Raw genomic sequence first — 18211 nt, forward strand, 5'->3', positions numbered from 1 at the left:
GGAACGGTGGCGGCAGCTGGGGCGAGACGGGCTGGGACCGGCTGTTCGGCTCGTCCGTCGGCGGCCAGATCTCCTGGCTGATCCCGGCCGCGCTGATCCTGCTCGTCGCCGGGCTGGTGGCCACGGGCAGGGCCCGCCGGACCTCGGCGACCCGCGGCGCGTTCCTGGTGTGGGGCGGCGCGCTGCTCACGACCATGCTGGTCTTCAGCTACATGCAGGGCATCTTCCACGAGTACTACACGGTGGCCCTCGCCCCCTACATCGCCCCGCTGATCGGCATGGGCGCGGCACTGCTCTGGGAGAAGCGCGGCAAGGCGTGGGCGTCGCTGACCCTGGCCGCCGCGATGACGGCGACCGCGGCCTGGGGATACGTCCTGCTCAACCGCTCCTCCGACTACCTGCCCTGGCTCAAGTGGCTCGTCCTGGTCGGCGGTCTGGCGGCTGCCCTCGGCCTGGTCTTCGCCGGCCGTCTCGGGCGCCGGCTGGCCCTGGGAGCGGCCGGGCTCGGCCTCGTCGCCGCGCTGGCGGGTCCGGCGGCGTACACGCTCACCACGGTGAACGAGGGACACACCGGCTCGATCGTCACGGCGGGCCCGGCGGTCGCGGGCGGCCGCGGCGGACCGGGCGGTGGCGGAGGCCCCGGCGGCGGCTTCCCGGGCGGCGGCCAGAACCAGCAGGGCCAGGGCCAGAACCAGCAGGGCCAGGGCCAGAACCAGCAGAACGGCACCGCCAACGGCAACGCCCAGGGCCGACAGGGCAACGGCTCCCCCGGCAACGGCTTCCCCGGCGGCGGCCCGAACCAGCGGGGCCAAGGCCCGACCCAGCCGGGCCAAGGCCAGAACCAGCAGAACGCCGAAGGCGGCCGTATGGGCGGCGGTGTCGGAGGCCTGCTCAACGGCGCCGGCGTCAGTGCCGAGGCCAAGAAGCTGCTGGAGACCGACGCCGATCAGTACACCTGGGCCGCGGCGGCCATCGGCGCCCAGAACGCCGCGAGTTACCAGCTGGCCACGGGTGACCCGGTGATGGCGATCGGCGGCTTCAACGGCACGGACCCGTCCCCGACCCTGGCCCAGTTCAAGAAGTACGTGGCGGACGGAAGGATCCACTACTTGGTCGCCTCCGGCGGCATGGGCGGCGCCATGGGCGGCAGCGACGGCGCCTCGTCCCGGATCACCTCCTGGGTCGAAGCCACCTTCACTAAGGTCACGGTCGGTTCGACCACGTTCTACGACCTCACCCAGAAGGCGACCAGCTGACCCGTCCCTGACCGGACGCGGGGCGGTGGCCGAAAGCCACCGCCCCGTACCGTCTCCGCGGAAACTCTGTTGTACGCCGTATAGGAACTGTTCTACGGTGTACAGCATGACGACGTCCCCCCAGGAAACGGCCCCGCCGCAGACGGCCCACGGAAGCCACCCGCAACGCTGGCTGATCCTCGGTGTCATCTGCCTCGCGCAGCTCACCGTGCTGCTCGACAACACGATCCTCAACGTGGCGATCCCCTCGCTCACCCGCGAGATGGACGCGACGACCGCCGACGTCCAGTGGATGATGAACGCCTACGCACTGGTGCAGTCCGGCCTGCTGCTCACCGCGGGCAACGCCGCCGACCGCTACGGCCGCAAGCTGCTGCTGATGTCGGGCCTGGCGATCTTCGGCATGGGCTCGCTGGCGGCGGGGCTCTCCCAGAGCCCCGCCCAGCTGATCGCGGCCCGCGCGGGCATGGGCGTCGGCGGCGCGCTGCTGATGACCACGATCCTCGCGGTCGTCGTGCAGATCTTCGACGACCAGGAGCGGGTGAAGGCCATCGCACTGTGGTCGACGGTCAGTTCGCTCGGCTTCGCGGCCGGCCCGCTGATCGGCGGCGTGATGCTGAACCACTTCTGGTGGGGCGCGATCTTCCTGATCAACATCCCGGTCGCGCTGCTCGGCCTGGTCGCGGTCGCCGCGCTGGTGCCGGAGTCGAAGCACAAGGCCGGTGACCGGCCCGACCTGCTCGGCGCGGTGCTCTCGACCATCGGCATGACGGCCGTGGTGTACGCGATCATCACCGGGCCCGAACACGGCTGGACCTCCGCGCAGGTGCTGGTCTCCGCACTGACCGGCGCGGCCGTGCTCGGCCTGTTCGTGCTGTGGGAGCTGCGCACCGAGCACCCGATGCTCGACATGCACTTCTTCCGCAACCAGAAGTTCGTGGGCGCGGTCGCGGGCGCGATCCTCGTGGCGTTCGGCATGACGGGGTCGCTGTTCCTGCTCACCCAGCATCTGCAGTTCGTCCTCGGCTACGAGCCGCTGGACGCCGGGCTGCGGACGGCGCCGCTGGCGCTGACCGTCGTCGCGCTCAACTTCACGGGGGTCGGGGCGAAGCTGGTCCTCAAGGTCGGCACCCCGGGGGCGATCGCGCTCGGTATGACCCTGGTGTCAGCCGGGCTCGCGGCGATCGCGCTGCTCGGAGGGCACGGGTACGAGGGCATGCTGCTCGGCCTGGTCGTGATGGGGGCCGGTGTGGCGCTGTCCATGCCGGCCATGGCCAACGCGATCATGAGTGCGATCCCGCCCGAGAAGGCGGGTGTGGGAGCCGGCATCAACGGGACGCTCGCGGAGTTCGGCAACGGTCTGGGCGTCGCCGTCCTCGGTGCCGTGCTCAACTCCCGGTTCGCGTCGCTGGTGGCCGTGTCGGCGGCGTCGTTGCCGGCCGCGCTGGCCGCCGCCGACTCGGCCGAGGAGAAGGTGAGGATCTCCGACGCGTTCGCCTCCGGCCTGGAGACCAGTCAGCTGGTAGGGGCGGTTGCGGTGCTGGCCGGTGGACTGGTTGCGGCCGGGTTGCTGCGGCGGGCCGAGCGGGCAGAATCCGCCTAGGAACCCGGGACGGTCGTAGCGCGTGGGTGCGGGCCCGCCGTGGTTGATCGCGCCCACGCGGCGAAGCCGTACATCGACACGGCCCCGCGCCCCTGAAAACGGCGCGTCTAGCATGAGCGGCGTCGCAAGATCGAGGAAGGTGCGCCATGGCGAGAGCGGCCCGGCAGGATCAGCCGCGGTCCAGTGTCTGGCTGGAGAGCAAGGCGCACCGGCGGCGCGGCGGGGGACAGCCCTCGGGGCTGGACCGGGCGCGCATCATCGAGGTCACCGTGCGGCTGCTGGACGCCGAGGGACTGGCCAAGTTCTCGATGCGGCGGCTCGCCGGCGAGCTGAACCTCACCGCGATGTCCGTCTACTGGTACGTCGACACCAAGGACGACCTGCTCGAACTCGCCCTGGACGAGGTCATGGGCGGGATGCGGCTGCCCGACCCGGGCGCCGGCGAGGACTGGCGGGACCAGGTGAGGGCGCTCGCCCGCGAGTACCGGACGCTGCTCGTGCGGCACCCCTGGGTGTCCGCGCTGGTCGGGGCCTTCCTCAACATCGGCCCCAACAACCTGGCGTTCTCCCGGGTCGTCCAGCGCGTCGTCCGTAGAACCGGACTGCCCGCGAAACGCATGACGAGCACGATCTCGGCCGTCTTCCAGTTCGTCTACGGCTACGGCACCCTGGAGGGGCATCTCGCCTCCCGGGCCGCGGCCGGCGGAATGAGCGTGGACGAGTACTTCCAGCAGGCCCTGAGCACGGTGACCTCCGCTCCGCAGGCCGCCGATGTCGTGAAGGAGTCCCAGGAGATCATGGCGGCGCGCGGCGGCGACACGGTCGCCGAGATGCTGGAGCGCGACTTCGAGTTCGCGCTGGAGCTGCTGATCGCGGGCATCGACGCGATGGTCGCCCGCGAGGGAGCAGCCTTCGGAGGAGAAGAAACCCCCGGGACCCCCGGGACCCCCGGGGAGAGCTGACCTACTCCCCTTCCACCAGCCGCGCCGGAAACCCCCCGGTCGCCACCGGCCCCCACCGCTCCGGCGTGATCCGGATGATCGACTTGCCCTGCTTGCGCATGGCCGCGCGGTACTCGTCCCAGTCGGGGTGTTCCCCGGCGATGTTCCGGTAGTACTCGACGAGCGGTTCGACGGAGTCGGGGGCGTCGACGACCTCGGCCGTGCCGTCGATCTGGACCCAGGGGCCGTTGAAGTCGTCGCTGAGCACGAGCAGGCTCACGCGGGGGTCCCGCTTGGCGTTGCGGGTCTTGGCGCGCTCCGGGTAGGTGGAGACCACGATCCGGCCGGAGTCGTCGACACCGCAGGTCAGCGGGGAGCCCTGGGGGCCGCCGTCGGCCCTGCGGGTCAGCAGGATCGCGTGGTGCCTGGGGCGTACGAAGTCGAGCAACTCGTCCAGGGAGACGCGGGTGTTCGTCGCGATGTTCGGTGCCATGTGCGGCAGCCTACGACGCCAGGGCTTCGGTGAGGTCGTCGTACACGGGGACGTCCCTGCGCAGGCCGGTCAGCTCCAGGACGCGGCCCGTGATCCCCTCCGGCCGGGCCACCAGACGCACCACGGCCCCGGGCGGCAGCCGGCGCCGTACGTCGTTGACGAGGCGGATGCCCTGGGAATCCATGAAGGAGGTCGTCCTCAGGTCGAGGACGAGGACCTCCAGCCGGTCACCCCGGGCCCTGGCCGCGGACAGGACGAGCGGCAGCAGCTCCGCCGCGTTACAGAAGTCGATCTCGGCGGGCATCGTGAGGTGGACGCGACCGGGGAGGTCGCGCGGTTCTGTGGGATTCGTGAAGAAGGTCACGGCACTCACCTGGCAGACGTTCGTCCGGTTTCCGGTAAGGCCGCTTCCTGACCCGTGCGCCATTCCACCATGCGGGGGGCCGGTGGTGGAAGCGTCCCGCAGCGGCGTCGGCCGGGCGTCACTTGGAGGCAACCGAACAGTTAGAGTGCTGTTCGTCCTGTGCTCGCAGTCGGGAATGTGCTGCGGAGCTCTCCTGCGCACGGCCATGGCCGTGCATGCCGAAGAGGTTCGTGGTGGCTGCGTCCGAGTTTCCTGATTTGCCCCGTTTTCCGGTCGGCGCCGAGCTGGCCGAGGCCCTGACGGTGGCTTCTCAGCAGCTGCACGAAACCCTCACGCCTCACAGTGCCCTGCGCACAGCGGTCCGTCTCGCGGTGCATCTCCTGCCGGGCGCCGAGCACGCCGGCATCTCCGTGATCGAGCGCGGCAACAGACTCAACACGCTCGCCTGGACCGACGAGGTCGTGCGCTCCGCCGAGTCCCGGCACACCGGCCGCGACCAGCACGGTCTGTGGGACCAGTTGTGGAACAGCCCGGTGGCGCGCATAGCGGACAGCGAGGCGGACGACGGCTGGGACGTGCTCGCCGCGCTCGGACTGCGCTCCGCGCTGTCGCTGCGGCTGCGCGCCGACCGCCGTCGGCTGACCGTCCTCACGGTGTACGCGCGCAAGCCGGGCGTCTTCGACGAGGAGGCCACGCGCGTCGGCCGGCTGTTCAGCGCGCACGTCAGCATCGCCCTGGACTCGGCGACCGTGCGCGAGCAGCTCACCGAGGCCATGCACACCCGGGACCTGATCGGCCAGGCCACCGGCATCCTCATGGAACGCCAGGGCATCGACGCGTCCGCGGCCTTCGAGAGTCTGGTGCGGGCCTCCCAGCGGGAGAACGTGAAACTGCGCGACCTCGCCCGCCGGATCGTCGGTGCGCCCAACGCCCCCTGAAGTGAGCTGAATTACGCCGGAGGCGTGTCAGGCCGGTGACGGGATACCCGTACGGTCATGAGCTCCGAAGCGTCCGACACGCTGGACCAGGCGATGGTGCGCAGCAGCGGTCTCGACACCCTGCTGCGCGATCTGACCGACCGCGCGGTGCAGGAGGTGCCCGGCGCGGACGCCTGCAGCATCACCGTGCGCCGCGCCGACCGGCTGCTCACCCTGGCCGGCAGCGAGGGCATGCCCAGCGGCCTGGACCTGCGCCAGTACGAGAACGGCTCCGGGCCCTGCGTCGACGCGGCCGAGACCGGCGAGGAGCAGTACACCCCGGATCTCGCCGAGGAGTCCCGCTGGCCGTCGTACACGCGGTACGCGCTCGCGGCGGGTGTCAGCTGTGTGCTGGCGGTGCCGATCGCCGTCGAGGGCGAGAGCGGCGCCGCGCTCAACTTCTACGGAGTACGGGCCGGGACGCTGTACACGGGCCGGGACGCGGCCCGGGCCTTCGCGGCCCGGACCGGGGACGCGATCGACGTGGCACTGCGGATCGAACGCCGGCGCCAGTCGGCGGCCGATGTGCGCACCGCGCTGCTCTCGCGCAGCGTCATCGACCAGGCGGTCGGCATCCTGATGGCCCGGGAGCGGATCGACGCACGGATCGCGCTGGAGCGGCTGCGCCGGGTCTCGCAGGACCGGAACGTCAAGCTCCGGGACCTGTGCAGCCAGTTGGTGGCGCGGGTGTCCGCCCCGGACTCACGCCGCCGGAAGTGACTCGCCCTGCACGGCCTGGATGTCCAGCTCCACCTTCAGTGTCGTGCCGACGGCCGCGACGCCGGCCTGCAGGACCTGGTTGTAGTTCATCGCGAAGTCCTCGCGGTGCAGTTCGGTCGTCGCGCGGAACGCCGCCCGGGTACCGCCCCACGGGTCCGGCCCCGTGCCGAGGTAGGCCAGATCCAGGTCCACGGGCCGTACGACCCCGTGCATGCCCAGCTCGCCGTGGACGGTCCACCGGTCGGACCCGGTCGCCGTCAGACCCGTCGACCGGAAGGTGATCTCCGGGAAGCGCTCGACATCCAGGAAGTCCGGCGATTTCAGGTGCCCGTCACGCATGCCGTTGCCGGTCTCGACGGACGCGGCCCGGATGACCGCCTCCACGCGCGACTTGGTGACGTCGTCCGGGGCGATCTCGATCGAGCCGGAGAACTCCGTGAACCGGCCGTGCACGCTGGAGATGCCCAGGTGCTGCGCCACGGCGGCCACGCTGGAGTGCACCGGGTCGACGGTCCACGGGCCGGGCGGCGGCAGCTCGGTGCCGCCCTGCCGCGCCAGCGTCACCTGGCCGACCTCGGCCCGTCGGCTCGCCGTGACGATCACGCTGGAGGCCGCGGGCGCGTACCCGACGGCGGTGACGATGACGGTGTACGCCCCCGGCTCCAGCGGCGTCGCGTCCCGCACGGCGCCCTCCGCGTCGGCCTCGGCCCGCAGCACCTGCGCACCGGTCATGTCCGCCACCGTGACGACCGCGTGTGACACGGCCCATCCGTCCCGGGTGCGGATCCTCGCGGTCAGTCCCATCTCAACTGCTCCTCAGAAGGAAACCGGCCCGCGACAGGGGGCGCACCTCCGCTCGGAGCGCGCCCACCTGTCGCGGGCCCGGGTCGTTGCTACTCGCCGGGGTGGGCGAGTTCGATGTCGTGGGCGTCGGTGCCGGCGCCCCCGACCGTCAGGGCGGTGGCCACCGGCGGGTAGCCCGTGGCGATGACCGTGTACTCGCCGCCGTCCAGGTCGGTGAAGGCGTACGCCCCGTCCGCCCCGGTCGTGGCCGAGCCGACGACGTTGCCCGCCTGGTCGACCAGCGTCACCCGGGCGTCGGCCAGCGGCCCTTGCGGGGCGCGGACGACACCCTGGACGCGGGCGCCCGACTCCAGGTCGATCTCGACCCGGGTGACCCCGGTGCCGCCCACCTCGACGGGCAGGGCGCGCGGCCGGTACCCGGCGGCGTTCACCGCGACGGTCACCGCCCCCGGCACCAGCTCGGCGAAGGAGAACTCGCCCTGCTCACCCGTGGTCCCGTTGGCCAGCAGGTCCCCGCGCACATCCGTCACGATGACCATGGCGTCCTTGACCGGCTGCCCGCTCTCGGCGGTCCGCACCAGGCCCGTCAGCCCGCTGGTGCCGCTGAGCAGGATGTCGTAGGCGACCGGCTCGCCGTTCACCACGACCGTGGACGCCTGCGGCTGGAAGCCGTCGGCGGAGGCGATCAGCACGTACGAACCGGAGCCAGGGGCGTCCACCGCGTACGATCCGTCGGCCTGCGCCACGGACCGGCCCAGCTGACGCCCGGCCAGCGAGATCAGTGTGACGGCGGCCTGCGGCACGGGCGCGGACTCGTTCCCGCGGACGAAACCGCGGACCGGAACACCGCCCCCGCCGGAGGCCGGCTCGGCGGCACGGGCCACGGGCGCGACGGCGGCGAGCCGCTGCGTCCCCTCCGGCCCGACCCCGTCGGAGGCCTCGGCCACGGCCCAGCTCGGCACCCCCTTCTCCCCTTCGGGCGCCTCGGCGGCGGCCGCGGCAGGAACCGAGGCAGGCGTCTCCGGGTCGGTGGCCTGCGCCAGCCCGCCCTTCGTCTTCAACGGGACCTCCTTGATGAACAACGACACCATCAGCGCGAGCAGCGCCAGCGGGGCCGCGTAGAGGAACACGTCCGCGACACCGTGGCCATAGGCGCTCTCCACGACGGTGCGGATCGGCGCGGGCATCGAGCTCAGGTCGGGGATGTTGCCCTCGCCCGTGCCGGCGTGGCCGAGGGCCGCGCCCTTCGGGCCGAGGTCGGTGAGGCCGTCCTTGACGTAGTCGGTGATCCGGGTGGCCAGGACCGCGCCGAGGGCGGAGACACCCACCGCACCGCCGAGGGACCGGAAGAAGGTCACCGTGGAGCTGGCCGCGCCCAGGTCGCCGGGTGCCACCTGGTTCTGCGTGCACAGCACCAGGTTCTGCATCATCATGCCGATGCCGAGACCCAGCAGCGCCATGAAGATCGCTATGTGCCAGTACTCGGTGTCGTAGCGGATCGTGCCGAGCAGGCCCATGCCCGCGGTCACCAGCACACCGCCGCCGACCAGCCAGCCCTTCCAGCGTCCGGTCCGGGTGATGACCTGGCCCGAGACGGTGGAGGAGATGAACAGACCCGCGATCATCGGGATCGTCATGACGCCGGACATCGTCGGCGACTTGTCGCGGGCCAGCTGGAAGTACTGGCTGAAGAAGACGGTCCCCGCGAACATCGCGACACCCACGAACAGCGAGGCCAGCGAGGCCAGCGCGATGGTGCGGTTGCGGAACAGCCGCAGCGGGATGATCGGCTCGCTCGCCTTGGCCTCGACGAGGAGGAACAGCGCCAGCAGCGCCAGCGAGCCGCCGACCATCGCGTACGTCTGCCAGGACACCCAGTCGTACTTGTCACCGGCGAAGGTGACCCAGACCAGCAGCAGGCACACCGCCGCGGTGATGAAGAAGGCGCCGGCCCAGTCGACCTTGACCTTCCGCTTGACGACGGGCAGGTGCAGGGTCTTCTGCAGCACGATCAGGGCGATCACGGCGAAGGGCACGCCGACATAGAAGCACCAGCGCCAGCCGAGCCAGTCGGTGTCGGTGATGACACCGCCGACCAGCGGGCCGCCGACCATGGCGGTGGCGAAGGTGGCGCCGAGGTAGCCGTTGTAGCGGCCGCGCTCACGCGGCGAGATCATCGCCGCCATGATGATCTGGGCCAGCGCGGACAGACCGCCCATGCCGATGCCCTGGACCGCGCGGAAGGTGATGAGCGTGCCCGGGTTCTGGGACATGCCGGCCGCCGCCGAACCCAGCACGAAGACGACCAGCGCGACCTGGATCAGCAGCTTCTTGGAGAACAGGTCGGCGAGCTTGCCCCACAGCGGGGTGGACGCGGTCATCGTCAGCAGGGACGCGGTCACGACCCAGGTGTAGGCGCTCTGGCCGCCGCCGAGGTCGCTGATGATCCGGGGCAGGGCGTTGGAGACGATCGTCGACGACAGGATCGCGACGAACATGCCGAGCAGGAGGCCGGTGAGGGCCTCCATGATCTGCCGGTGCGTCATCGGAGCGCCGTCGCCGGAGGAGCCGTGGGAGCCTCCCCCGTGCTTGGCATGAGCCCGCACACCGGCTGGTGTGGTCGTTGCCATGGGCTTCCTTCTCTTACGTGCTTACGTGCTTACGTGCTTACGGGTGTACGGGTGGTCTCGTCGAATGCGGCCGGTGCGGCCCGGCCCCCGGGCCGGCAGTCGAAGCTCTTCCTCAGCCGCGCCATGAGGCTGGTGAGCCGGCCGACGTCGTCGTCGGACCAGTCGCTCAGGCGCTCGGCGAGAACCTCGGTGGTCCGCCGGGACAGCTCGTCGAGCTGTGTGTGGCCCGCGGGGGTGAGCCGCAGAATGCGTGAGCGTTTGTCCGCGGGGTCGGGGGAGCGCTCGAGCCAGCCCCGGGCCACGACGTGGGCGACATGGCGGCTGGTGACCGACATGTCCACCGCCAGCAGCTCGGCGAGCTTGCTCATGCGCATGTCGCCGTGTTGTCCCAGCAGCGTCAGGACGGCCGCCGACCCGCCGGGGCACTCGGCGGGCATGATCCGGCCGAGCTCCCGCTTCACGGCGCCGAAGGCGCTGAACTGACGGACCAGCTCTTCGTACTGCGCCTGTTCGGCCATGACACCTCCCGCTTTCGTTGCTTAGGGCAACCGTAGGATCTGTTGGTTGCTGAAGGCAAATAAAAAAAGGGGTGTGGAACAAAAAGTTGGCAAAGGCAAGTATTGCGGGAGTAAACGCGCTGGTGACGAGACCGGTGGTAGGGGGCCGCTCGGATCAAACGGAACCGCAACCCCCACTTGGGGAGCCCCGGCGTTTTCGCTAGGGTCTCGGGCCATGGCTAACAACCAGGCCCCGCAGGGCAACCACGACCCCGCCGGCAGCACCCAGATGTTCCGCGCGTTCGTCGACGAGGCCCCGCAGGGCCGTCAGGCGGCGGCCCCGTCCGGCGGCGGGCCGCGCATCGGTCTCATCCTCGGCGTCGTAGTCGCCGTAGCGGTCATCGCGGCGGTGGCCTGGCTGGCACTGGCGTAACCCCACTTGGCGCCTGGCTGTCCTTTGCAGCTGCCCGGCTTTGGTGCTGAGGCCGGGCGCGTGCGCAAGGGGACGTGTCGGGGGTGTCCGCCCGCAGGGGTTGGCGCGTCAACGCCGGTCAGTCGGTAGGGAGGTCCATCGCGCCGTTCCGAGGACGGACACCCCCGGCGCGGCCCCGACCCACCACTCGCGGCTGGGCGCGGCACAAGCCCCCGCCCAGCCGCACGTGCGCCGCAGCCCTCGCGCCGCACGTGCGCCGCAGCCCGCGGTCAGCCCGCGGTCAGTCCGAGATCAGACCTTCCCGGAGCTGCGCCAGCGTCCGGGTCAGCAGCCGGGAGACGTGCATCTGCGAGATGCCGACCTCCTCGCCGATCTGCGACTGCGTCATGTTCGCGAAGAACCGCAGCATGATGATCCGCCGCTCACGGGGCGGCAGCTTCGCCAGCAGCGGCTTCAGGGACTCCCGGTACTCGACACCCTCCAGCGCGGTGTCCTCGTACCCCAGCCGGTCCGCCAGTGACCCCTCGCCACCGTCGTCCTCCGGCGCCGGCGAGTCCAGCGAGGACGCCGTGTAGGCGTTCCCCACCGCCAGCCCGTCGACGACGTCCTCCTCGGACACCCCGAGGACGGCCGCGAGTTCGGGCACGGTCGGCGACCGGTCCAGCTTCTGGGAGAGCTCGTCACTGGCCTTGGTCAGAGCGAGCCGCAGCTCCTGCAGTCTGCGCGGCACCCGCACCGACCACGATGTGTCCCGGAAGAACCGCTTGATCTCCCCGACCACCGTCGGCATCGCGAACGTCGGGAACTCGACGCCCCGTTCGCAGTCGAACCGGTCGATCGCCTTGATCAGCCCGATCGTGCCGACCTGGACGATGTCCTCCATCGGCTCGTTCCGGGACCGGAACCGCGCGGCGGCGTACCGCACCAGCGGGAGGTTGAGCTCGATGAGCGTGTCACGGACGTACGCACGCTCGGGGCTGTCCTCGTCGAGCGCGGCGAGCCGCAGGAACAGGGAGCGGGACAAGGTGCGGGTGTCGATGGCGCCCGCAGCCGGAAGGACCGGGACGGGCTCGGCCGGGAGGGCCGGTACGTCATCGATGGGGCCGAGTGAGTCGAGAGCATGGGGAGCTGTCTCGCTCTCCGCGAGCGTGAGCACCTTCGAGCTGCCCTGTTCTACGGACATGCCACCCCCTTTGGGTCGCGGACGGTCGCGGCGAACGCCCCCATCTGAGGAACGCAGCCTTCACCTGAATACCGGCGCCGGAGCTTCGGCAAACGCGCTTCCCGGAGAATGTCACATGTCGGCAACACGCTGTAGTGACATGTCGACATCTGAGACGCGAATACGCCCTGCAAACAAGGGGTCTGACGGCTTTTCTGCTCTCAACTGTCGGCAACCGCCCTGATGAGCGATTCGCTCCTCACGGTGACCTCTCGCTCGCGTTTACGGTTACGCGTCGATGCGGTTCGCAGACCGCAACCTTTGGAAGCTACGCGCGAGTAGCCGCGACACGTGCATCTGTGAGACGCCGAGCTCCGCGGAGATCTGGGACTGCGTGAGATTGCTGTAGTACCGCAGCAGCAGGATCCGCTGTTCCCGCTCGGGCAGCTGAACGAGCAGGTGCCGTACGAGATCCCGGTGCTCCACGCCGTCCAGCGCGGGGTCCTCGTAACCGAGCCGGTCCAGCAGCCCCGGCAGCCCGTCGCCCTCCTGCGCGGCCTCCAGGGAGGTCGCGTGGTACGAACGCCCCGCCTCGATGCAGGACAGCACCTCACCCTCGGTGATGCGCAGCCGCGCGGCGATCTCCGAGGTCGTCGGGGTGCGCCCGAAGGAGGTCGTCAGGTCCTCCGTCGCGCTGTTGACCTGCACCCACAGCTCGTGCAGCCGGCGCGGCACATGGACCGTGCGGACGTTGTCGCGGAAGTACCGCTTGATCTCGCCGACGACCGTCGGCATCGCGAACGTCGGGAACTGCACGCCCCGGTCCGGGTCGAAGCGGTCGATGGCGTTGATGAGCCCGATGGTGCCGACCTGGACGACGTCCTCCATCGGCTCGTTGCGGGAGCGGAACCGGGCGGCCGCGTAGCGCACGAGCGGGAGGTTGGCCTCGATGAGCGCCCCGCGTACGCGGTCGTGCTCCGCGGTGCCCGGCTGGAGCTCCTTGAGCTGCGCGAAGAGAACCTGGGTGAGCGCCCGGGTGTCTGCGCCACGGCTGCTCCGCTGGGCCGCGGCGGGAGCGGTTTCCGGCACTGGGGCCGGAGCGGTTTCCGGAGCTGCGGCCGGAGCGGTGTCCGTCGATCCGGCTGAGGCCGGCTCGGCTTGCGTCCGAGGGGGCGGTGACTGGGCGGACGAGGCTGGTGGGGACGGTGCCTGAGGTGCGGTACTGGCCAGCACGGTCAACTCCACCTCGTCATCGTCAACTCATCCGTCAACTCTTCCATCAAAAGCGGTCATAGCATCACAAGACATGTGCACAGTGTGCAAGCACCCCATAACTACGTGTTGAGGGATGAAAGCCGCACAAATCAACCCACGCAACGCAGGAGCCCCCTGTCCCAGGGACAGGGGGCCCGAAGCGGCCGGTCTCGGAACCGGTCTCAGAAGTCGTAGTCCGCGATCACCCACGTGGCGAACTCCCGCCACAGCGCGACACCCGCCTGGTGGTCCGGGTGCTCCACATACCGCCGCAGCGCGTCCGCGTCGTCGAAGGCGGAGTTGATGGCGAAGTCGTACGCGATGGGGCGGTCGCTGACGTTCCAGCCGAGCTCCCAGAAGCGGATCCCGGGGATCGTGCCCTCGAGCGCGCGAAAGGCCTCGACGCCCTTGGCGACCCGGGCATCGTCACGCTCGACGCCCTCGTTGAGCTTGAAGAGGACCAGGTGGCGGATCATCACTTTGCTCCGTTCGCAACCCACGTGGCGAAGTCGCCGAGGGCCCCGGCGGCGTCCGATACACCCTGGAATCCTATGAGAACGTAGTCGGAGGCCTTCTCCGGGTCCGTGATGATCACGTACAGCGCGAAGACCACGAGGGCATAGACGGCGACCTTCTTCGCATTCACCGCCATCGCGGCCTCCCCTGTCACTGATGTCTCAAACAGCGCACATGATCGCACGAAGGACCGATCACACGAAGAGGCTGATCGCACGAAGGGCCCCGTCTGACGACGGGGCCCTTCTCAAGCGGTAGCGGAGGGATTTGAACCCTCGGTGACTTGCGCCACACTCGCTTTCGAGGCGAGCTCCTTCGGCCGCTCGGACACGCTACCGAGGGAGACCTTACAGCAAGGTGCCGCGTGCTTTGAAATCGGATTCGCGACGGTTCAGCGGTCCCGGAAGAACGCCGTGAGCAGCCCGGCGCACTCCTCCGCGAGCACGCCCTCGATCACCTCGGGCCGGTGGTTGAGCCGCCGGTCGCGGACCAGGTCCCAGAGGGAGCCGGCCGCGCCGGCCTTCTCGTCGCGGGCGCCGTAGACGAGCCGGTCGACGCGTGACTGCTGGATCGCGCCCGCGCACATCGTGCAGGGCTCCAGCGTCACCACGAGGGTGCAGCCGGCGAGCCGCCACGTGCCGAGGGCGGCCGCGGCCCGCCGCAGGGCGAGGAGCTCCGCGTGGGCCGTCGGATCGCCGCCGGCCTCGCGTTCGTTGTGCCCGGCCGCGAGCACGGTCGCACCGTCCGGGGCCAGGACGACGGCGCCGACGGGCACGTCCCCGCCCCGGACGGCCTCGGCGGCCTCGTCCAGGGCGAGTCGCATCGTGGGCCGCCAGGGGTCCCGGACCGGATCCGGCGGCCCCGCGGTGGTACGACCGGTCAGCGGACGGTCTCCAGGGTCTCCGAGGCGCCCAGGGACTCGGCGATCTCGGTGACGGCGTCCGTCGACATCAGGCGCAGTTCCTTCTCGCTCACGCCGAGGTCGTCGAGGATCAGCGCGTCGCCGACCGGGCCGTGCGGCACGGACTCGGCGGAGCCGGTGGGCCCGGCGCCGTCCTCGGTGTCATCGTCATCGTCGTCCTCGTCGGATTCACCGTCCTCGGTGCCGTCGAGGTCGAGGGCGGCGAGGACGTCGTCGTCCGGATCGCGGCCGAGCAACTCGTCGGTGAGCAGGATCTCGCCGTAGCTGCTGCGGGCAGCGGCGGCGGCGTCCGAGACGTAGATGCGAGGGTCCTCCTCACCGTCCACGCGGACGACGCCGAACCAGGCGTCCTCCTGCTCGATGAGCACGAGCACCGTGTCCTCGTCCGGGGTGGCTTCACGGGCCAGGTCGGCCAGATCAGACAGGGTTTCCACATCGTCGAGCTCTGTATCGCTCGCTTCCCACCCGTCTTCGGTGCGCGCGAGCAGTGCGGCGAAGTACACCGTGACTCTCCCACTGGTCCTAGGCGTGCCGGTTGGAGGTCCCCCCGGCGGAGGTTACGGGCGGGGAGTGCTCGTCCGAGCCCCACCCACTCGGAATCGTGGCAGAAACAAGGCGTTCAGGGGACGTCTTCCGCTCCCTGTGTCCGGCAGTTCTGCTCGCACGCTCGTTGCCGCCACCTGCGGATCGTACGCGGCTTTGCCCCGTTCCACGCACGGTCACCCGCGACGAATCTCCGCGCGGTTCGTGATCTTCGCCGGGGGTTCTCCCGCCCGTTTCCTACCAGCGGAAGGTGCGCATGCGCATCGCGTGCCGCAGCCGGGCCGTCTTGGCACGGCGCGGCTGGACGCGGTCGCGCAGCTCCCGGGCCTCGGCCAGATCGCGAAGGAACCGGGCGCGACGCCGGCGGCGCTCGGCGTCGGACCCGTCGGTCCCGTTCGTCAGGCCGGGCTCCGGGTCGGCCCCCGGCCGCGTGCGCGGCGACGGATCGTTTCGGAATGTCCGGTCGGGCATCAGGTTCACCACCCCCAGTCCGTCCCTTCCGCTTTCCCCCGGACGGGCGGTTTGACGCCACTGACCGGGCGAGGGCCGGACAGCGGGCTTGCCGTGCCGTCGGTGGTACCCCACCCGGTTAATGTTGTGGACATGCGTCTCCACGTCGTCGACCACCCTCTGGTCGCTCACAAGCTCACCACGCTGCGCGACCAGCGCACCGACTCCGCGACCTTCCGCCGTCTCGCCGACGAGCTGGTCACCCTGCTCGCCTACGAGGCCACGCGGGACGTGCGCACCGAACAGGTCGACCTCCAGACGCCGGTCGCGCGGACCACGGGCGTCAAGCTGTCCCACCCGCGGCCGCTGGTGGTGCCGATCCTGCGGGCCGGGCTCGGCATGCTGGACGGCATGGTCCGGCTGCTGCCGACCGCCGAGGTGGGTTTCCTCGGCATGATCCGCAACGAGGAGACGCTGCAGGCCTCCACGTACGCGACGCGCATGCCCGAGGACCTGTCGGGGCGTCAGGTGTACGTGCTCGACCCGATGCTCGCCACCGGCGGCACGCTGGTCGCGGCGATCCGGGAACTGATCCGGCGCGGCGCCGACGACGTCACCGCCGTGGTTTTGCTGGCCGCCCCGGAGGGCGTCGAGATCATGGAGCGCGAGCTCGCGGGCACGCCGGTGACGGTCGTGACCGCCTCGGTCGACGAGCACCTGAACGAGCATGGCTACATCGTGCCGGGCCTCGGCGACGCGGGGGACCGGATGTACGGGGCGGCCGAGTAGGCCGGACGGGCCTCTCAGCAGCCTTTCTTCGTCGTGTGCGCCGGCTCGGGCCTGGCCAGCTCGGTCAGTGCCCGGTCGGCGTCCGGCTTTTTCGCCAGCTCCTTGAAGCCGTCCCCGATGACGAGGTCGACGGCGGCGCCCTTGCGGGCCGCCTCGGTACGCCGTTCGGCGCCCGGAAGCTGGGTGCCGAGCACGGGCAGTGAGGTGTCGAGCGCGGCGGTGGGGCCGAGCAGCAGTCCGGTGCCCTTGACCTTCTTGTCGTACTGCTTGGTCGCGTTGCCCACGTCGCCGATCGTGAAGCCGCGCTTCTTGAGCTCGTCGGCGGTCTTCTTCGCCAGACCGCCGCGGGTGGTGGCGTTGAGGACGTTCACGGTGATCGTGCGCGGTTCGGGCACGGGCTTGGCGCTGGGCGAGGGGCTCGCCTTGGTCGTGTTGCCGCAGTCCGTCCCGTCGCCGGCCGCCGAAGCCTTTCTGCCGCCGCCGGTGAAGACGTCGATGAGCTGCAGCGTGCCCCAGCCGCCCACGCCGAGGACGACGACGGACGCGACGGTCAGGACGACGAGCCTGCCGCGCCGCCGGGGCCGGCGCATCCGGGGGTACTTGTTGCCCTTGATGCGGTACTTGCGGCCCATGCCGGGGGGAGTCAGCATGCTCATGAGCGCAGCGTAGTGCGCCCGGGCGACGATGCCTACTAGATGATCATTCGACGTCGCCCAGCGGAACCCGAAAGGGCCAACCCGCGACCGGCGGGATCAGTCGAGACCGGCGGGATCAGTCGAGACCGGCGGGATCAGTCGAGTTCGAGCACGCGCGCGTGCAGCACCTGGCGCTGCTGGAGTGCCGCCCGCACCGCGCGGTGCAGCCCGTCCTCCAGGTAGAGGTCGCCCCGCCACTTCACGACGTGCGCGAAGAGGTCGCCGTAGAACGTCGAGTCCTCGGCGAGCAGTGTTTCCAGATCGAGCTGACCCTTGGTCGTCACGAGCTGATCGAGGCGGACCGGGCGCGGTGCGACGTCCGCCCACTGCCGGGTGCTTTCCCGGCCGTGGTCGGGGTACGGCCGGCCGTTTCCGATGCGCTTGAAGATCACACGGAAAGCCTACCGGTCAAGTCCTTCCGGGCGCAGCCGTGGCGGCCCAGTGCGACGCTGAAAAAAACACCACAAGGCGGTATGAACCGGAAAAAGGTGCGTGAATATGCCGGAGCGCGAGGCCATGCCGTCGGCCTCCTCCCCGGAGGTGTCCGCACGTGCCGCCGCTCTTCCCCAGGAGGCCCTGCGGATCGCTTCCGGCTAGCCTTCCCCGGCCCCGTACTCCATCTGGGTGCCCTGCTGTGGTACGGGCAGTGCCTGCCGGACGCGCAGGTCCGGGTGCCGCTGGCGATGCTCGACCGCCACGGGCTGGTCGCCGGCGCCACCGGCCGTCGCGGGTGGAGGAACAGCCGTCCATGGCGGAGCGGGTGGTCGAAAGCGGCGTCTTCGGATCTGGGGACGGCGGAGGCGTGGGGGCCTCCGCCGCGCGGTCCGGTCAGCCGCGATCTCGTCCCTCTCCCTCTCCCTGCCCTCGCCCCTTCGGGGGTTGCGGCGGCTTCCGGGAGTCCGGCCGGGAGTGGGGCTTGGGGGCGTTGCGGGCGGCTTCCGCGCGCAGGAGGGCGCGCATGACCGCGTACGGGTCTTGGAGCATGGCTGGGTTCCTCGTCGTTCCTCGTCGTTCTGGTTCCGTGCGGGACGGACGGACCGGTGGCGGGCCGGTCCTGTCAGCAGCGGAGGACCTCGGAGCGCAGGGGACGGGAGCCGTACGGCGGGTTCGCCGGTACGGGCACAGGGCGTCGTGGGGTGTACGCGGGCTCCGAGAGCGGGGC

21 protein-coding genes, 1 tRNA gene and 1 pseudogene are annotated in these 18211 nt (G+C 70.7%); 8 read left to right on the forward strand and 15 right to left on the reverse strand.

All coding sequences use genetic code 11. From position 1 onward, the window contains the following. From C1J00_RS19835 to C1J00_RS19845, 3 genes are all read left to right on the forward strand, one after another. On the forward strand, positions 1–1256 hold a 1256-nt coding region (locus C1J00_RS19835), incomplete at its 5' end, for a mannosyltransferase YkcB-related protein (protein ID WP_500691476.1). A gap of 106 nt (positions 1257–1362) precedes the next feature. Continuing rightward, a complete protein-coding gene (locus C1J00_RS19840; protein ID WP_102910423.1) occupies positions 1363–2859 on the forward strand; it encodes an MFS transporter in 1497 nt (498 codons plus the stop codon). 146 nt (positions 2860–3005) lie between these two features. After that, entirely contained in the window at positions 3006–3821 is an 816-nt protein-coding gene (locus tag C1J00_RS19845) for a TetR/AcrR family transcriptional regulator (protein WP_102910407.1), read from the forward strand. Between the two features lies 1 nt (position 3822). Here C1J00_RS19845 and C1J00_RS19850 read toward each other — a convergent pair whose 3' ends face one another. Then, positions 3823–4293, reverse strand: a complete 471-nt coding sequence (locus C1J00_RS19850) for a PPOX class F420-dependent oxidoreductase (RefSeq protein ID WP_102910408.1) — start codon at positions 4291–4293, stop codon at positions 3823–3825. Between the two features lie 10 nt (positions 4294–4303). Then, positions 4304–4666, reverse strand: a complete 363-nt coding sequence (locus tag C1J00_RS19855; RefSeq protein WP_281262763.1) for an STAS domain-containing protein — start codon at positions 4664–4666, stop codon at positions 4304–4306. 206 nt (positions 4667–4872) lie between these two features. On the opposite strand from C1J00_RS19855, the gene C1J00_RS19860 reads away from it, so the two are divergent. Further along, on the forward strand, positions 4873–5595 hold the full coding sequence (locus C1J00_RS19860; protein WP_102910410.1) for a GAF and ANTAR domain-containing protein: 723 nt from the start codon (positions 4873–4875) through the stop codon (positions 5593–5595). Positions 5596–5652: 57 nt separating this feature from the next. Continuing rightward, positions 5653–6354 (forward strand): GAF and ANTAR domain-containing protein, encoded by a 702-nt coding sequence (locus C1J00_RS19865; protein WP_102910411.1) that lies wholly within the window; start codon positions 5653–5655, stop codon positions 6352–6354. Here the strand turns inward: C1J00_RS19865 and C1J00_RS19870 are convergent. From C1J00_RS19870 to C1J00_RS19880, 3 genes are all read right to left on the reverse strand, one after another. Continuing rightward, positions 6337–7158 (reverse strand): YceI family protein, encoded by an 822-nt coding sequence (locus C1J00_RS19870; protein ID WP_102910412.1) that lies wholly within the window; start codon positions 7156–7158, stop codon positions 6337–6339. The two genes, C1J00_RS19865 and C1J00_RS19870, sit on opposite strands and share 18 nt — an antisense overlap. An 89-nt stretch (positions 7159–7247) precedes the next feature. Then, a complete protein-coding gene (locus C1J00_RS19875; RefSeq protein WP_500691477.1) occupies positions 7248–9704 on the reverse strand; it encodes an MFS transporter in 2457 nt (818 codons plus the stop codon). A 113-nt stretch (positions 9705–9817) separates the two neighbouring features. Continuing rightward, positions 9818–10306, reverse strand: coding sequence for a MarR family winged helix-turn-helix transcriptional regulator (locus C1J00_RS19880; RefSeq protein WP_102910414.1), 489 nt, complete (start codon positions 10304–10306; stop codon positions 9818–9820). A 214-nt stretch (positions 10307–10520) separates the two neighbouring features. Here C1J00_RS19880 and C1J00_RS19885 point away from each other — a divergent pair, with 214 nt between their 5' ends. Continuing rightward, entirely contained in the window at positions 10521–10718 is a 198-nt protein-coding gene (locus C1J00_RS19885) for a hypothetical protein (protein WP_102910415.1), read from the forward strand. 280 nt (positions 10719–10998) lie between these two features. Here the strand turns inward: C1J00_RS19885 and C1J00_RS19890 are convergent, their stop codons facing one another. From C1J00_RS19890 to C1J00_RS19925, 8 genes are all read right to left on the reverse strand, one after another. Continuing rightward, complete coding sequence (locus C1J00_RS19890; RefSeq protein ID WP_102910416.1) at positions 10999–11901, reverse strand: RNA polymerase sigma factor SigF; 903 nt, start codon at positions 11899–11901, stop codon at positions 10999–11001. Positions 11902–12168: 267 nt separating this feature from the next. After that, positions 12169–13125 carry an RNA polymerase sigma factor SigF gene (locus tag C1J00_RS19895; RefSeq protein WP_439333418.1) on the reverse strand — a complete coding sequence of 319 codons (957 nt, stop codon included), beginning with the start codon at positions 13123–13125 and terminating at the stop codon, positions 12169–12171. Positions 13126–13316: 191 nt separating this feature from the next. Beyond that, positions 13317–13610: a Dabb family protein gene (locus tag C1J00_RS19900; RefSeq protein ID WP_102910417.1), complete on the reverse strand. Its 294-nt coding sequence runs from the start codon at positions 13608–13610 to the stop codon at positions 13317–13319. Continuing rightward, complete coding sequence (locus C1J00_RS19905; protein WP_102910418.1) at positions 13610–13786, reverse strand: hypothetical protein; 177 nt, start codon at positions 13784–13786, stop codon at positions 13610–13612. The genes C1J00_RS19900 and C1J00_RS19905 overlap by 1 nt, the downstream gene beginning before the upstream one ends. A gap of 116 nt (positions 13787–13902) precedes the next feature. Next, positions 13903–13987, reverse strand: a tRNA-Ser gene (locus C1J00_RS19910). Positions 13988–14041: 54 nt separating this feature from the next. Further along, the gene (gene tadA / locus C1J00_RS19915; protein WP_102910419.1) at positions 14042–14473 is read right to left on the reverse strand and encodes a tRNA adenosine(34) deaminase TadA; all 432 of its coding nucleotides are present in this window, start codon (positions 14471–14473) and stop codon (positions 14042–14044) included. Positions 14474–14529: 56 nt separating this feature from the next. After that, positions 14530–15075, reverse strand: a complete 546-nt coding sequence (locus tag C1J00_RS19920) for a tRNA adenosine deaminase-associated protein (protein ID WP_102910420.1) — start codon at positions 15073–15075, stop codon at positions 14530–14532. A 277-nt stretch (positions 15076–15352) separates the two neighbouring features. After that, positions 15353–15586, reverse strand: a complete 234-nt coding sequence (locus C1J00_RS19925) for a hypothetical protein (protein ID WP_102910425.1) — start codon at positions 15584–15586, stop codon at positions 15353–15355. Between the two features lie 132 nt (positions 15587–15718). Between C1J00_RS19925 and upp the strand changes: the two genes are divergently transcribed. Next, on the forward strand, positions 15719–16354 hold the full coding sequence (upp, locus tag C1J00_RS19930) for a uracil phosphoribosyltransferase (protein ID WP_102910421.1): 636 nt from the start codon (positions 15719–15721) through the stop codon (positions 16352–16354). A 14-nt stretch (positions 16355–16368) separates the two neighbouring features. Here upp and C1J00_RS19935 read toward each other — a convergent pair whose 3' ends face one another. Then, positions 16369–16986 carry a LytR C-terminal domain-containing protein gene (locus tag C1J00_RS19935; protein ID WP_102910422.1) on the reverse strand — a complete coding sequence of 206 codons (618 nt, stop codon included), beginning with the start codon at positions 16984–16986 and terminating at the stop codon, positions 16369–16371. Positions 16987–17144: 158 nt separating this feature from the next. Then, positions 17145–17441: a type II toxin-antitoxin system VapB family antitoxin gene (locus tag C1J00_RS19940; protein WP_003949502.1), complete on the reverse strand. Its 297-nt coding sequence runs from the start codon at positions 17439–17441 to the stop codon at positions 17145–17147. A 106-nt stretch (positions 17442–17547) separates the two neighbouring features. On the opposite strand from C1J00_RS19940, the pseudogene C1J00_RS19945 reads away from it, so the two are divergent. Then, a pseudogene (locus C1J00_RS19945) lies at positions 17548–17771 on the forward strand (helicase HerA-like domain-containing protein); the annotation flags it as partial. Positions 17772–18211: the final 440 nt, after the last annotated feature.

The sequence above is a fragment of the Streptomyces cahuitamycinicus genome, from assembly GCF_002891435.1.
GTDB lineage: Bacteria > Actinomycetota > Actinomycetes > Streptomycetales > Streptomycetaceae > Streptomyces > Streptomyces cahuitamycinicus.

What these genes read in the sequence shown, in the direction of transcription:
- C1J00_RS19935 (WP_102910422.1), bottom strand. Translation starts at nt 16,986, where the DNA reads ATGGGCCGCAAGTACCGCATCAAGGGCAACAAGTACCCCCGGATGCGC.
- C1J00_RS19905 (WP_102910418.1), bottom strand. Translation starts at nt 13,786, where the DNA reads ATGGCGGTGAATGCGAAGAAGGTCGCCGTCTATGCCCTCGTGGTCTTC.
- C1J00_RS19850 (WP_102910408.1), bottom strand. Translation starts at nt 4,293, where the DNA reads ATGGCACCGAACATCGCGACGAACACCCGCGTCTCCCTGGACGAGTTG.
- C1J00_RS19845 (WP_102910407.1), top strand. Translation starts at nt 3,006, where the DNA reads ATGGCGAGAGCGGCCCGGCAGGATCAGCCGCGGTCCAGTGTCTGGCTG.
- C1J00_RS19925 (WP_102910425.1), bottom strand. Translation starts at nt 15,586, where the DNA reads ATGCCCGACCGGACATTCCGAAACGATCCGTCGCCGCGCACGCGGCCG.
- upp (WP_102910421.1), top strand. Translation starts at nt 15,719, where the DNA reads ATGCGTCTCCACGTCGTCGACCACCCTCTGGTCGCTCACAAGCTCACC.
- C1J00_RS19900 (WP_102910417.1), bottom strand. Translation starts at nt 13,610, where the DNA reads ATGATCCGCCACCTGGTCCTCTTCAAGCTCAACGAGGGCGTCGAGCGT.
- C1J00_RS19880 (WP_102910414.1), bottom strand. Translation starts at nt 10,306, where the DNA reads ATGGCCGAACAGGCGCAGTACGAAGAGCTGGTCCGTCAGTTCAGCGCC.
- C1J00_RS19890 (WP_102910416.1), bottom strand. Translation starts at nt 11,901, where the DNA reads ATGTCCGTAGAACAGGGCAGCTCGAAGGTGCTCACGCTCGCGGAGAGC.
- C1J00_RS19885 (WP_102910415.1), top strand. Translation starts at nt 10,521, where the DNA reads ATGGCTAACAACCAGGCCCCGCAGGGCAACCACGACCCCGCCGGCAGC.
- C1J00_RS19865 (WP_102910411.1), top strand. Translation starts at nt 5,653, where the DNA reads ATGAGCTCCGAAGCGTCCGACACGCTGGACCAGGCGATGGTGCGCAGC.
- tadA (WP_102910419.1), bottom strand. Translation starts at nt 14,473, where the DNA reads ATGCGACTCGCCCTGGACGAGGCCGCCGAGGCCGTCCGGGGCGGGGAC.
- C1J00_RS19860 (WP_102910410.1), top strand. Translation starts at nt 4,873, where the DNA reads ATGCCGAAGAGGTTCGTGGTGGCTGCGTCCGAGTTTCCTGATTTGCCC.
- C1J00_RS19875 (WP_500691477.1), bottom strand. Translation starts at nt 9,704, where the DNA reads ATGACGCACCGGCAGATCATGGAGGCCCTCACCGGCCTCCTGCTCGGC.
- C1J00_RS19840 (WP_102910423.1), top strand. Translation starts at nt 1,363, where the DNA reads ATGACGACGTCCCCCCAGGAAACGGCCCCGCCGCAGACGGCCCACGGA.
- C1J00_RS19870 (WP_102910412.1), bottom strand. Translation starts at nt 7,158, where the DNA reads ATGGGACTGACCGCGAGGATCCGCACCCGGGACGGATGGGCCGTGTCA.